Raw genomic sequence first — 12,354 nt, forward strand, 5'->3', positions numbered from 1 at the left:
ATCTTTCTCACGGTATTGGCGTGATGATTTGTGTTAATTATATTTGTGTGGTAGCGAAGTAGGGGGTGTGAAATGTCAGCACTAGAGAAACTGGTTTCTGAATATTGCCATACCAGCCTGGACTTTGTGGCATCCACGGTTGCTTTTATGGAAAGCCAAAAGAAGAACATTGATGTTGATGAAGTTGAGGCCAGCCTTTCGTTGGACGAACGAGACTATTTCCACGAAAGATTAGCGCATTACAGGGGCATATACCGGCCTTTGTAACAGTGCCTCAATGCTAAATAAGCCGCCTAAGGGCGGCTTATTCGATCATGATATGCCATTCTCACCAAGCAAATCGGTGATTACGCTTGGTGGCGAGGATCACACTTGATGCTTTAAAAAGAGCAGTTACCTCACTTCTTACAACCAACGCCATTTCCTCAAGACTTTCATTGGTAATCACTGAAATAAGTGCCAGCCTGTTGGCGGTAACGGCTTGAACCACAGAAAATAGAGATATTTACTGCTCAAAAAACATTCAAGTAAGCTAAGGTTAATACAGGCCATACACTGACTGTGGAGCCTGGTATGTACCATAAAATAGACGGCAGCGAATACCAACGTATCTTCGTGGTTGGAGATATTCATGGCTGCTATAAAAAACTGATGGATGCCTTGGAACGTGTTCAGTTTGAGCGTTCGACTGATTTACTGGTCTCTGTCGGAGACTTGGCTGATCGGGGTTTGCAGAATATTGAATGTTACGAACTGCTTAATAGCCGCTGGTTTCATGCGGTGCGTGGTAATCATGAACAGATGGCAATTGATGTGTTAGCGGGTGGAGAGGTTGACACTTGGATAGCAAATGGTGGGCGATGGTTTTTTTACTAGATGTAAGTAATAAACATCTGGTAGAACAACTCATTAGGCGGGCAGAACAATTACCTTTAATTATTGAGGTTAACACTGACCAGGCGAAATATGTTGTTGCTCATGCTGATTATCCTTCAGATGAATATGTCTACGGCAAAGCTGTTAGTGAGCAATTAGTGCTCTGGAACCGTAAGCGTCTTAACGCATCGATGAAAGGGGAAAACCACGAAATTGTAGGGGCAGATAAATTTATCTTCGGTCATACACCGCTGGTGAAACCCTCACTATTTAAAAATCAGCTTTATATCGATACCGGTGCGGTATTTGGCAATACGCTAACCGTGATTCAAATCCAGTAGCCGGTCAACCCCACTGCTGCCTTCTTAACGACCTCAATACGAGATACAACCAGGCATAATCAAAAGCTCTGGCTGGCCTATTATCACGTTTGGTCGGCCAGCCGATAGCAATTAAAATGAGATAAAGCGGGATGTGTACTTATTGAGTAATAGGATACGCGACAATAATACAGAAGCAGCAAACACTGACAGTAGTAACGTAAATCTCAGCGTGACGTCGGATAAGTTATATGCACTGGCAATGAAATAGAAAATTCCATCATGCAGTATATACACCCCGATCATTGAGGGGCTGATATAGGCCAATGTTTTCTTTATCCATTGGTGTTTAGTGTCAAAGTTATCAAATATGACAAATAAACATAAACTTAGTATTAAAACGTGTAAGTTATCAAGGAAATAACCTGCATTCACTGTTTTATATACATGTATCGACATAAAACTTTCGTAAAAATACATTGAGATTGCTGTTGGCAGCAGCAGCACTTTAGCGATGAGACGCACTCTCGGTAACTTGGTTATTTTCTGGCACATCTTTGAGCAGAGGAACCTACCGGTTATATAATAGAAAACCCAAGTCCATAATCTAAAATATTGTGGGAAATCAATTAAATATGGCCTTTCAGTGAAGGCGCTGATCAGATCGATCGTAATCGAGAAAATAACCAGACACGAAAGGGTTATGATGGCCGTTCTGTTGCTTTTCAAAACCTTCGAGATTATCGGGTTAAGCAGATAAATAATGGCAATGCTGAACAAAAGCCAACTTTGTAGGAAATACCCTCGTTTGAAGCCATCCTCATTGATAAAATAGAAAAGGACGTTCCAAAAGATAATAATCGTTATTATAGATTTTAATTTACTGAGGATATCCTTTTGATCTATCTCATCATTAGAGTCGATATAACCGATGATCATGAAAAATAATGGGGTAGCAATAATCGATAAAAAGTATAGAACACTCATTACTTCGCCGCCTAAAAAACACTGGTCAGTACAGGTTTTACTTGCAGAGTAGAAAGTAACGGCAGAAAAGCAGCTTAACGTTTTTAGGGCATGTAAACCGACGTTTCTCATAAAGTAGTTTGACTTAAAATAAGGTTAAATGAGAGATGCAGCTTCATAGGGTGTATGGTTTGCATCAGAACCTTCCTATTCAGACTACTAATATTTTTACATTTTTGCATACAATCTGAATGCTGTCACGTTTGGCAAACTGAAACAAAAATAAAAAATAAGGAAATATTCCACAGAGAAACAGACGTTTCCTACACCCTCCGGTGTTGACATCCTATATCGCTCTCCTTTCCCCTATGTTCTACTAACAAGTAGGAAAGTATATTTTGTTATCTATTTGATTTATAATGATATTTATTTCATTGCAAACAGATATGAGTTAACCATTCATGGGGTGCTGAAGCGCTAACGGGTGTGGCCAATATGATAAGCTGTATGATAGTCGATAACGATAAATATCAAACACTGGGTATGGTAACTGTCGTAAAAAAAATATTTGCATCGTTAGGTTTTAAAAAAGAGATTAAATTCTATCGAAAAGCATTTTATTCAGCAGATGTGATTTTTATTGGTGTTGATGAATTCAGCTTTTTCGAAGCGCTGAAACGTTTGGATAAGGCTCCTTCTGAAGCCGATGTTTTTTTGATTTGTGATGCCAGACTGAATAGCTTTTTACAAGGTATTCCTAGGTTCAGCAATGTAACCATGATCTTCAGAGAAGATTCGGTTGATACAGTAATCAACAAGATTACCTCTGTATTTAAACGAAAACTGCGCGGACTTAAAGAGAATCTGGTCGAACGTAAAGTTACCAAGGTGTTGGGGCTGGCATCATCAGAGCGGCAATATTTGACGCCAAATGAAAATATTGTGTTGAAACTATTTAATGAAGGTTTTTCAGGCGGCGATATCGCCAGAATTTTGAAGAAAAGTGAGAAGACAGTTAGCGGACAAAAACGTTCTGCTATGAAGAAGCTAGGTGCTCGTACTGACGTTGAGTTGATTAAAATGTTTATGTTCAAGTAGTTAATGAAAATAATCTGATTTTTATTATTTCTAGCGTCAACACCAGAGGATATCAAAGGGATGTTCTTGCGTTAGCGGGCAGGGATGCCAGCATCTAACTTTCCGGGTAGACCGGACAGCCCCAAAGGCATTTGGGGCTGCTTGAGGGTGCTGATATCCCCTAGTTTCAAGAAAAATAGAATCAGTATTAAATACTCTTCAATTTAGCAACCGTACTCTCGATATCAACCTCATGTTCAGAAAACGTATAAGTTACATTCTGGAATGTCGTAATTGATAACATTTTCAATGGCACGGTTTTTTCTGAAATATCTTCTTCCTGCGGCCGGATTTTGTTCATCAGTAAATTTACTGAAAGTATAGTATTAGCCTTGTCTACCTCGGCCTGTGCAGGGACTTCTTTAGTAAAAGTATTGAATGACTTGATGCTGGTGAGTTTGATTCTCTCGTTAGCAATGAATATGTATTTACTCTCGATTGCTACTTTTACCGCAAATGCCGACAACCCTTTGGTATTGGTTGTTGGCTCAAAGGTAACCTCGGCCCCTTTTTTGATCATCTCGGGATTAGCAACTTTAATAACGTGAAAATAACGGTTATCTCCGTTCTCATCGGTGATAAAACCAAAGCCTTTATCTTCAAAAAAAGTTGTTATTCTACCGTTCATCATGCGTCTCATATTAGCGTATCCAATGGCTAAGTATAATACAGGTGAATAGCGTTCAGATACAGCCTGTCAGTTCGCTGAGGCGTTTATCAGCGCCATAATGGTGAACTACAAAAGCAAAAAAATGTGGTTTTCTGTGCTAGAAACAGAGCCAAAAAACGGCGTTTTTCACTTTTTCTCTTCTTTTTGTGATCTCGGCTGTGGACAAAAAACGGTTCTATTGCTGTACTGTAGTTGACACACTATTTGTGTCCAACATTCACGTAAAGGTAAGTTTGATGTCTAAGATTAAAGGTAGCGTTAAGTGGTTCAATGAGTCCAAAGGTTTCGGCTTCATTACCCCAGAAGATGGCAGCAAGGACGTTTTCGTTCATTTCTCAGCCATCGCTAGCAATGGTTTCAAAACTCTTGCTGAAGGCCAGCGTGTAGAATTTGAAATCACGAACGGTGCCAAAGGCCCATCTGCTGCTAATGTTATCGCTATCTAAGTAGCCCATATTTGTTAAAACCCGCCTCTATAGGCGGGTTTTTTATGGGTATTACCAATAAGGTAAAAAGAGGGCTTTTGTTGAACGACGCGACACAACTCGTTGTTTTACAATCAACAAAAGTAGAATTGAGAGAAGTAACACATCAAGGTTAGAACAGATAGGCTTTGAGAAATATCACGGTGATGACCAGGCAAAAAATAACTGTTAGCCACTCAGCCCGTTTTTTTGGTAATCCAAACATAGTGTTATCCAGCACATCAGTCACCACCATCGGCTAACTGTTCTCTGGCAAATGATTATCCGGTTCGTAGATTAAGAAAACATTAAGACGATACCACCCGACCCGTGATTTTCTTTATCTTGCACGTTTCCGGGCAATATAATGGACTACCCGGAAAGTTAAACTATTTATAGTTACTCGCTATTATTGCCCCGCGAAGTGATTGACCAATATAAAGGCCAGCATCGTCATCGCAAGTGACCCGGCCAGATTAAGTAAAACAGTCCCCGCCGCCCATGCCAGCTTACCTTCCTGAATGAGATAAACCACTTCCACAGAGAAGGTGGAAAATGTCGTTAGACCACCACAAAAACCTGTCGTAATCAGAAGCTTCCATACGGGATCAATATGTGCAATGCGGGTAAACAGCGCTAATGTCAGACCAATGATAAAAGCACCTATCAGGTTTACCAGCAGTGTTCCCACGGGGACATGGGGTGATAAGCTGTTTAGCTTCATACTGACCAGCCAGCGAGCAACGCTGCCCACGCCACCACCAATAAATACTGCGAGTAATGTATTAAACATAAATACCTTTCATTATGGATACCCATCGTGCGGGGTAGTTGGTCATTATTAATGGGCTTTTCAGAAAGGCTTAGGCGCAATACTACGCACCTTAATGAAAAGGTTACGTAGACATCATCAGCCTTGAAGGGCGGTTATGGAGGAATGTCATCTCCAGAGCTTACGAATCAATAATACACTGACTTTTTACATCATGAAATCTATTGGGAATAGTTTTTAACTGGCCAGCTCAATACGATTACGACCATTATCTTTTGCCTGGTACAGTGCGGAGTCAGCCGCTTTCAACCATTGCTGATAATTAATCATGTCGTGCCTGTAATCAGCAATGCCAGCACTTACTCTAAGTTGCAGCGTGGGGGCTTGCGTAAAGGCTAATTCAGCTAGTTTTTCTTGAATTCGCGTTAATACTTCGCGGGTTTGTTCGGCGGTGGTATTGGGCAAAATAGCACCGAACTCGTCGCCACCATAGCGACCGACAATATCAATGGCCCGCAGCCCTAATAATAACTCCTCAGCAAGAACCGTAATGGCTTCATCGCCGACGGCATGGCCAAAGGTGTCATTTATGGCTTTGAAGTTATCAATATCAAGTAAAATGAGTGTTGCGCCGTGCTGATAGCGCCGGCAACTGTCAAATTGATTATGTAACTGGTGTTCCCAATGTCTGCGGTTATACAAACCAGTTAACCCATCTCTTACACTAATACGTAATAGCTCTTCTTTGTTTTCGGCCAAACGCTTGGCAGTTCGATAGGTTACTAATCCGAGTAGGGAAGGGTAGATAATTATCATCGGCAAACAAGCATAAACCTGAATGGGGGAAGTTTCAGGTTCAAAGGGCAAGTTAAATATCCATGCAGTCAATAAGCTACAGGAGATTTGCAAGGCTAAACCTTTGCAAAAAATGTTCTTACCCCCGGAAGCAATATTATTCATACTCATCATGGATAGAATAACAATGGATGGCAAAGCATTGAACGACATTATTGCCACCCAGACGCCACCCAACGCAGAGTCTATTTTCATGTTGATTATTTCTTGCTCAAACGGTTGTTCAGACCGCAACGCCAGCAAGAATGCAATATGTGGCCATATCAACCCATTAATAGCTAGCATCAGCCATAGCCATAATGGGGAATGCTGTGTGTAGAGCACTGAGCCTACACAAAACATACCTACACCTAAGCCAAATGCTCGAGGTAAATAAGTTCTTTTAGCAAAACTTAACCCTGACCGACGGGTGTTTATTCTACTTGAATAAGGCAATTGGCGGCTCCCTCTTTCTTTTTGCTTTGGGGGGATGTTAACGGCAATGTCTCATCCGGAATGAGTCAAAATAAGTGATAATAGACTCTGAGTAATCATAGTTCACTAACGAAATCTGTTACATATTACTGTTGTTTTAATCGGTAATTTATTCGTAAATAGGCCATTATTTAACAATATCCAACGTCATTGGCGTTGTCGCTCGCGAGTGAATCCCACCATTCTGACTCATGTGAGTGGTTCAGGGCGTGAGATGTGCTCACATTGGCGCAATATCCAGTAAGAAGGATATATTCATTGTTTAATGAACAGAGCTAATCAAGAAGGTGAGTATGGAAGGTATCAGTATTACCAAATTGTTGGTAGTCGGCATATTGATTGTGTTGTTGTTTGGAACCAGCAAATTGCGCACGTTGGGCGCGGATCTGGGGGCTGCCCTGAAAGGCTTTAAAAAGGCTATGGGTAATGATGATGCACCTGCGGCGACGCCTGTTGCTGAAGCTAAAACGGCCGTTGAAACCAAAACAACACCGCCAATTGAGCATAAGGACTGATTGCCCTCGCTCGATATAACCGGTATTCCGGTGAAAGCGGCAGGATGAAAATTCTTTAACTTAGCTATTATCAGCAAACTTATTATGTCTGATAACAGAAAACGGATCTCCAGTGGAAATCCGTTTTTGCTTGTCTGGCATTTAAGGTGTAACTAAATATTTCATAAAATTGGCCTGAAAGTCTCATCAGGCCAATTTATTTATTTTACTTCCAACCCTTTTGCTTGCAGATCGGCATGATAAGAAGAGCGAACAAACGGGCCACAAGCAGCGTGGGTAAAGCCCATTGCCATAGCTTCTGCTTTCATTTCGTCAAACTCAGCCGGGCTGACGTAGCGCTGTACGGGTAAATGGTGGCGGCTTGGTTGCAAATATTGCCCCAGCGTCAGCATGGTTACTCCATGGCGGCGCAGATCATGCATAACCTCAACGATTTCAGCATTGGTTTCCCCCAAGCCAACCATCAAACCTGATTTAGTCGGAATATCAGGATGAGCCTCTTTAAAGCGCTCAAGTAATTTAAGCGACCACTCATAGTTAGCCCCAGGTCGCACCTGGCGATATACCCGTGGTACGTTTTCCAGATTATGGTTAAACACATCCGGTGGGGTGACAGTCAAAATATCTAACGCGCGATCCATACGGCCACGGAAGTCAGGCACCAATGTTTCAATTTTTATGGTCGGATTTTTGGCTCGAATGGCTGCGATACAATCTGCAAAATGTTGAGCGCCACCATCGCGTAAGTCATCACGGTCAACCGAGGTGATAACCACATAGCGCAATCCCATATCTTTGATTGTTTGAGCCAGCTTTTCTGGCTCATTGGCATCAGGTGTAACCGGACGACCATGGGCAACGTCACAGAATGGGCAGCGGCGGGTACAAATTGCGCCGAGGATCATAAAGGTCGCCGTTCCGTGGTTGAAGCACTCTGACAAGTTAGGGCAGGATGCCTCTTCGCAAACCGAGTGCAGACCGTTTTTACGCATTGCTGCCTTGATACCCTGAATGCGGCTGGAGTCAGCGGGTAGCTTGATTTTCATCCATTCGGGTTTACGTAACAGTTCCTGACGTTCGGTAACCACGGTTTTAATCGGGATTAACGCCATTTTATCTGCGTCGCGGTATTTTACGCCACGTTCCATCTGAATCGGTTTACTCATAATCGTGCAGGTTCCAGTTCTGAATCTCTCAATTTGAGATTTTTCATTAAATTCAACGTGATATGGCTTTCGTTAAAAATTTTTTGAAAATTGTTTAAAAATTATATCATCATTACCCTATCCTATTCAGCCCCCAATTACGTGGGCTATCTTAAAAGAGTCAGGGCATTCACGATTTCAATTGGCTAACTTAGGATACGTCAGATGATAAATAGTCTGCCAGTGACCATGGCTGCTGTTCCGCTTGCGGATAGCCCAATTGGCGGGTAAATTCGCGCACCAAGATTGGCTGGATATCAGCAACAGTTGTCCCTGTTTTTAAGGCACTGACTTGGGTCATTTGCATGCCAGCATAACCGCATGGGTTTATGCGTTGGAACGGCTCCAGGTCCATATCGATATTCAAGGCCAGCCCGTGAAACGAGCAACCTCTACGGATGCGTAATCCCAACGAGCATATTTTCTGCTGGCCGACATAGACACCGGGGGCATCTGGGCGGGCTTGTGAGTCAATAGCAAAATGAGCCAATGTCTGAATCACGGTATTCTCAATCGCGGTAACCAATTGCCGCACGCCAATTTTGGCACGCTTGAGGTCAATCATGACATACATGACTTGCTGGCCGGGGCCATGATAGGTGACCTGACCGCCTCTATCACTTTGGATAACCGGAATATCACCGGGCATCAGCACATGTTCGGCTTTTCCCGCCTGACCTTGAGTGAAAACGTGCTGATGCTCAACCAGCCAGATTTCATCTGGAGTGGCGTCAGTACGGAACTCAGTGAAATTATGCATAGCTTGAGATACGGGGGCATAGGGTTGTAGCCCTAGCTGACGTAAAATGATCTTGTGTTGTTGCAAGCGAGGCATCATCTGGTTACAGAAATGGTGGCGTCAGTATACCAGCCCAGCGATGTGGGGCTACTATTTTGACATTTAAAAAAGCAGGTTTGCGGTTCAACCATGGGGTTAAAAGGCAAAATAAGGCCCAGAGCGTGAATAACCGCTCCGGGCCATAATAAGGCGGGCTTGGTACAAATTAGGTATCTTGCTCGTAGGCAATATGGACTTAACTCGATGGTCCTAACTATATGGTCCTAACTATATGGTCTTAACTACAGTACCATTCGCACCAGTTCAAGGTCGGCCAGCTCTTTATACAGGATTTCCACTTGATCAATATGGGTGGCTGTAATGGTGATGGAGACGGAGTGAAAGTTGCCTTTGCTGCTCGGTTTTACCTGCGGGGTATAATCACCCGGAGCATGGCGCTGTACCACTTCTACCACCTGGTTTACCAACTGTGGTTCTGCAATGCCCATTACCTTGTAGGTAAAAGAACAAGGGAACTCAAGCAGTTCGTTCAGTTTAGTTTTCATGTGCGCTCCTGGGGTGTTGACGGACAGATTACTGCCGGATAGGTGCTAGGATAAAGAAAGAATTATCCGACCTTAAAATTATAACTCCCGCCGGGGCGGGAGTTTCAGATTATTTATAATATGGGGATAGTCTGCTGATTTTCAAGCCCGCCAACTAACCGAACCAGCGGTGGAACATCAGTTTGATGTAGTCCACCATGCGACTAAAGAATCCGCCTTCTTTAACTTCATTCATCACCACTAATGGGCGCTGATCGATAGTTTTGCCATCTAACTGGAAGTTAATCATGCCAACAACCTGATTCTTCGCCAGTGGCGCATGAATCTCTGGGGTATTCAGTACATAGCTGGCTTTCAGGTCTTTCATACGGCCACGTGGAATAGTCAGGTAGACGTCTTTATCAACACCCAACTGCACTCGGTCACTGTCGCCGAACCAGACTGGCTCTGACGCAAACTCTTTACCCACTTTCAATGGTGCGACAGTTTCAAAGAAACGGAAGCCCCAGGTTAGTAATTTTTTACTCTCGGTTTCACGGCCTTTATAGGTGTGACCGCCCAGCACGGCTGAGATCAAACGCATTTGACCATCGGTAGCGGAGGCCACCAGATTGTAGCCAGCAGCATCGGTATGACCGGTTTTAATACCATCAACATTCAAACTGGTATCCCACAGTAAACCGTTACGGTTTATCTGACGGATATTGTTGAAGGTGAATTCTTTCTCTTTGTAAATGGCATACTCATCCGGTACATCGCGAATCAGTGCTTGACCAATCAGCGCCATATCGCGCGCAGAGCTGTACTGGCCTTCAGCATCTAAACCGTGAACTGTTTTGAACTGGGTATTTTGCAGGCCCAGTGCTTTAACGTAGTTGTTCATCAGGTTGACGAATGAGTCCTGGCTGCCAGCAACATAATCAGCCATCGCGACACAGGCGTCATTACCGGATTGCAGATTGATACCCCGAGTCAGTTTAGAAACCGGTACACGGTCACCGGGTTTCAAAAACATCAACGAAGAGCCTTTGAATTCTGGATTGCCGGTTGCCCAGGCATCTTTCCCCACGGTAACCATATCTTCTGGCCCGATTTTGCCTGCTTTGATTGCTTGGCCGATAACATAACTGGTCATCATTTTGGTCAAGCTGGCCGGATTACGACGCGCATCAGCATTCATTTCTGCCAATACTTTGCCGGAGTTGTAATCAATCAGCACATACGCTTCTGAGTCGATCTGTGGCACGCCGGGGATCATGGTTTTCAGATTGACGTCATCAGCGTTTGCAGCAGACGCTGTGCTCATAACAATAACAGTGCTGAGCGCCAGGCTCTTGATAATGCGAGAAGTAGTTACATATTTCATGATCAGGACAACAACATCCGTGGGAGTAAGTTAAGAAAGTGCCACACTATACCATACCCTTACTTACTTAACGTTGTAGCGGCGTTAGCGGCACTCACTCATCCGAATCACATGTTCATCGGGATGCATTCATTTGCGGCCTTGCTGCAACGCCAATAAATTTGGCTATACACCTGTGTGGCGTTTATTGGTTTCACCGTAACATCCTGTTTGCACAAGGGGTTACGGTTATTTTTATCTGACAGACCTTAAATTGCTACAAGGTATGTATGTTTTAAGGCGCCGCGACCACAAATGATTGCTGCTGAGCTTCGCTCGATAGGCGCTGTTGCAGTTCTACGGCTTGTTGGCGGCTACTGAATGGCCCAAGTTGGACACGATGCACGCTACCATTGGTGTCTACTTTACCCGGGACCCCAAAACGTTGGCTCAGGCTTTGCTGCCAAGTTTGCGCCCGTTGAGCATCACTCAACGCACCGACCTGAACCACATAACCACCAGAGGTCGCAGCACCTGTTGTTGCTACTGATGAGGTCACGGGACCGGGGTTGGCAACAACCGGTGGTGTCACCGGCCCTGCACCCAGAGTGGATACAGAATCCACGGCAGGTTCTGAGCTTTCCAACACGCCAGCCGGTACCGGGGTCGATGCCCTCAGGAAGCCGCTACTTTGTGGCGCGACCGGTTGAGTGGCATCCGCACCAGACAAATTACTGTTAGCGATAGGGCGCACTGGCGCACTTACTGCGGGCGCATCCTGTTGCACTGGCGTCCCCATCCCGCTGGAGGTCAAGTCCGGGCGGCTTGGTAAGGCATAACTTTGCTTGGCAATGGTGGTACCGACCATACCTGGGCCTGACAGCGAGCCATCAGGTGCGACATTGATAAAATCAATTTTCACTTTGGTATTATTCGAAATATTCAGGCGATCAGCGGCCGCTTTGGATAAATCAATTACTCGCCCAGGGGTATACGGGCCACGGTCATTCACGCGCACCACAATCTGGCGGCCATTACTGACATTGGTGACGCGCACATAACTTGGAATGGGCAAAGTAGGGTGGGCGGCGGTCAATGCATTAGGATCGAACGTTTCGCCAGTGGCGGTTGTATTGCCGTTAGCTTCTTCGCCATACCAAGCGGCAAGACCCACCTGAGTGAAGTTTTGTGGATCTTTAATAATGCTGTAAGACTGGCCATTGGCTTTATAATCCTGATTAAAATTAGGATTAAAGGGTTCATAGCGCGGTTCTGCCCCGCCAATCTCTTCAACCGGGCCGTTGTACGTCTGTTGCACCTGTTGCTGGGGTGCCGGAGGCTGACTGGTACATGCTGATAACAGCACGCCTGCGATGCCTATCCAAAGCCATTCCTTACGCATTGCTCACCT

General features: G+C 44.3%; 13 protein-coding genes, 2 pseudogenes and 1 riboswitch. Of the genes and pseudogenes, 5 read left to right on the forward strand and 10 right to left on the reverse strand.

Annotated elements, in window-relative coordinates:
* Positions 1 to 72 precede the first annotated feature (72 nt).
* On the forward strand, positions 73 to 267 hold the full coding sequence (locus tag ACWJJO_RS06400; protein WP_083159702.1) for a glycogen synthase: 195 nt from the start codon (positions 73 to 75) through the stop codon (positions 265 to 267).
* Between the two features lie 61 nt (positions 268 to 328).
* Here the strand turns inward: ACWJJO_RS06400 and ACWJJO_RS06405 are convergent.
* A pseudogene (locus ACWJJO_RS06405) lies at positions 329 to 493 on the reverse strand (TOBE domain-containing protein); the annotation flags it as partial.
* A gap of 80 nt (positions 494 to 573) precedes the next feature.
* On the opposite strand from ACWJJO_RS06405, the pseudogene ACWJJO_RS06410 reads away from it, so the two are divergent.
* Positions 574 to 1,217: pseudogene (locus tag ACWJJO_RS06410) on the forward strand (metallophosphoesterase).
* 111 nt (positions 1,218 to 1,328) lie between these two features.
* Here ACWJJO_RS06410 and ACWJJO_RS06415 read toward each other — a convergent pair.
* Entirely contained in the window at positions 1,329 to 2,294 is a 966-nt protein-coding gene (locus ACWJJO_RS06415) for an acyltransferase (RefSeq protein WP_083159698.1), read from the reverse strand.
* A gap of 375 nt (positions 2,295 to 2,669) precedes the next feature.
* On the opposite strand from ACWJJO_RS06415, the gene ACWJJO_RS06420 reads away from it, so the two are divergent.
* Positions 2,670 to 3,260 carry a helix-turn-helix transcriptional regulator gene (locus ACWJJO_RS06420; RefSeq protein ID WP_102970450.1) on the forward strand — a complete coding sequence of 197 codons (591 nt, stop codon included), beginning with the start codon at positions 2,670 to 2,672 and terminating at the stop codon, positions 3,258 to 3,260.
* Between the two features lie 187 nt (positions 3,261 to 3,447).
* Here the strand turns inward: ACWJJO_RS06420 and ACWJJO_RS06425 are convergent, their stop codons facing one another.
* The gene (locus ACWJJO_RS06425; RefSeq protein ID WP_083159694.1) at positions 3,448 to 3,927 is read right to left on the reverse strand and encodes a cold-shock protein; all 480 of its coding nucleotides are present in this window, start codon (positions 3,925 to 3,927) and stop codon (positions 3,448 to 3,450) included.
* A 278-nt stretch (positions 3,928 to 4,205) separates the two neighbouring features.
* On the opposite strand from ACWJJO_RS06425, the gene cspE reads away from it, so the two are divergent.
* Positions 4,206 to 4,415, forward strand: coding sequence for a transcription antiterminator/RNA stability regulator CspE (gene cspE, locus ACWJJO_RS06430; protein ID WP_002210315.1), 210 nt, complete (start codon positions 4,206 to 4,208; stop codon positions 4,413 to 4,415).
* Between the two features lie 427 nt (positions 4,416 to 4,842).
* On the opposite strand, the gene crcB is transcribed toward cspE, so the two are convergent.
* Positions 4,843 to 5,226 carry a fluoride efflux transporter CrcB gene (crcB, locus tag ACWJJO_RS06435; protein WP_083159692.1) on the reverse strand — a complete coding sequence of 128 codons (384 nt, stop codon included), beginning with the start codon at positions 5,224 to 5,226 and terminating at the stop codon, positions 4,843 to 4,845.
* A gap of 101 nt (positions 5,227 to 5,327) precedes the next feature.
* A riboswitch (Fluoride riboswitch) is annotated at positions 5,328 to 5,390 on the reverse strand.
* A gap of 52 nt (positions 5,391 to 5,442) precedes the next feature.
* Positions 5,443 to 6,495 (reverse strand): diguanylate cyclase, encoded by a 1,053-nt coding sequence (locus ACWJJO_RS06440; RefSeq protein WP_083159690.1) that lies wholly within the window; start codon positions 6,493 to 6,495, stop codon positions 5,443 to 5,445.
* A 332-nt stretch (positions 6,496 to 6,827) separates the two neighbouring features.
* On the opposite strand from ACWJJO_RS06440, the gene tatA reads away from it, so the two are divergent.
* Complete coding sequence (gene tatA, locus ACWJJO_RS06445; protein WP_372568854.1) at positions 6,828 to 7,049, forward strand: Sec-independent protein translocase subunit TatA; 222 nt, start codon at positions 6,828 to 6,830, stop codon at positions 7,047 to 7,049.
* 200 nt (positions 7,050 to 7,249) lie between these two features.
* Here tatA and lipA read toward each other — a convergent pair whose 3' ends face one another.
* The 5 genes from lipA to rlpA all read right to left on the reverse strand — a co-directional run bounded on the left by lipA (position 7,250) and on the right by rlpA (position 12,345).
* On the reverse strand, positions 7,250 to 8,215 hold the full coding sequence (gene lipA, locus ACWJJO_RS06450) for a lipoyl synthase (protein WP_083159686.1): 966 nt from the start codon (positions 8,213 to 8,215) through the stop codon (positions 7,250 to 7,252).
* Between the two features lie 190 nt (positions 8,216 to 8,405).
* Positions 8,406 to 9,092 carry a lipoyl(octanoyl) transferase LipB gene (gene lipB / locus ACWJJO_RS06455; RefSeq protein WP_083159684.1) on the reverse strand — a complete coding sequence of 229 codons (687 nt, stop codon included), beginning with the start codon at positions 9,090 to 9,092 and terminating at the stop codon, positions 8,406 to 8,408.
* Positions 9,093 to 9,334: 242 nt separating this feature from the next.
* Positions 9,335 to 9,598 carry a DUF493 family protein YbeD gene (ybeD, locus tag ACWJJO_RS06460; RefSeq protein ID WP_032905731.1) on the reverse strand — a complete coding sequence of 88 codons (264 nt, stop codon included), beginning with the start codon at positions 9,596 to 9,598 and terminating at the stop codon, positions 9,335 to 9,337.
* A 154-nt stretch (positions 9,599 to 9,752) separates the two neighbouring features.
* On the reverse strand, positions 9,753 to 10,964 hold the full coding sequence (dacA, locus tag ACWJJO_RS06465) for a D-alanyl-D-alanine carboxypeptidase DacA (protein WP_481090801.1): 1,212 nt from the start codon (positions 10,962 to 10,964) through the stop codon (positions 9,753 to 9,755).
* A gap of 274 nt (positions 10,965 to 11,238) precedes the next feature.
* Positions 11,239 to 12,345 (reverse strand): endolytic peptidoglycan transglycosylase RlpA, encoded by a 1,107-nt coding sequence (gene rlpA, locus ACWJJO_RS06470; protein WP_083159680.1) that lies wholly within the window; start codon positions 12,343 to 12,345, stop codon positions 11,239 to 11,241.
* Positions 12,346 to 12,354 lie beyond the last annotated feature (9 nt).

This window comes from Yersinia antarctica (genome assembly GCF_056636475.1).

Coding starts and splice junctions, on each gene's coding strand:
- ACWJJO_RS06420 (WP_102970450.1), top strand. CDS start 2,670: ATGATAGTCGATAACGATAAATATCAAACACTGGGTATGGTAACTGTC.
- ACWJJO_RS06415 (WP_083159698.1), bottom strand. CDS start 2,294: ATGAGAAACGTCGGTTTACATGCCCTAAAAACGTTAAGCTGCTTTTCT.
- crcB (WP_083159692.1), bottom strand. CDS start 5,226: ATGTTTAATACATTACTCGCAGTATTTATTGGTGGTGGCGTGGGCAGC.
- cspE (WP_002210315.1), top strand. CDS start 4,206: ATGTCTAAGATTAAAGGTAGCGTTAAGTGGTTCAATGAGTCCAAAGGT.
- lipB (WP_083159684.1), bottom strand. CDS start 9,092: ATGATGCCTCGCTTGCAACAACACAAGATCATTTTACGTCAGCTAGGG.
- dacA (WP_481090801.1), bottom strand. CDS start 10,964: ATGAAATATGTAACTACTTCTCGCATTATCAAGAGCCTGGCGCTCAGC.
- rlpA (WP_083159680.1), bottom strand. CDS start 12,345: ATGCGTAAGGAATGGCTTTGGATAGGCATCGCAGGCGTGCTGTTATCA.
- lipA (WP_083159686.1), bottom strand. CDS start 8,215: ATGAGTAAACCGATTCAGATGGAACGTGGCGTAAAATACCGCGACGCA.
- ybeD (WP_032905731.1), bottom strand. CDS start 9,598: ATGAAAACTAAACTGAACGAACTGCTTGAGTTCCCTTGTTCTTTTACC.
- ACWJJO_RS06425 (WP_083159694.1), bottom strand. CDS start 3,927: ATGAACGGTAGAATAACAACTTTTTTTGAAGATAAAGGCTTTGGTTTT.
- ACWJJO_RS06400 (WP_083159702.1), top strand. CDS start 73: ATGTCAGCACTAGAGAAACTGGTTTCTGAATATTGCCATACCAGCCTG.
- tatA (WP_372568854.1), top strand. CDS start 6,828: ATGGAAGGTATCAGTATTACCAAATTGTTGGTAGTCGGCATATTGATT.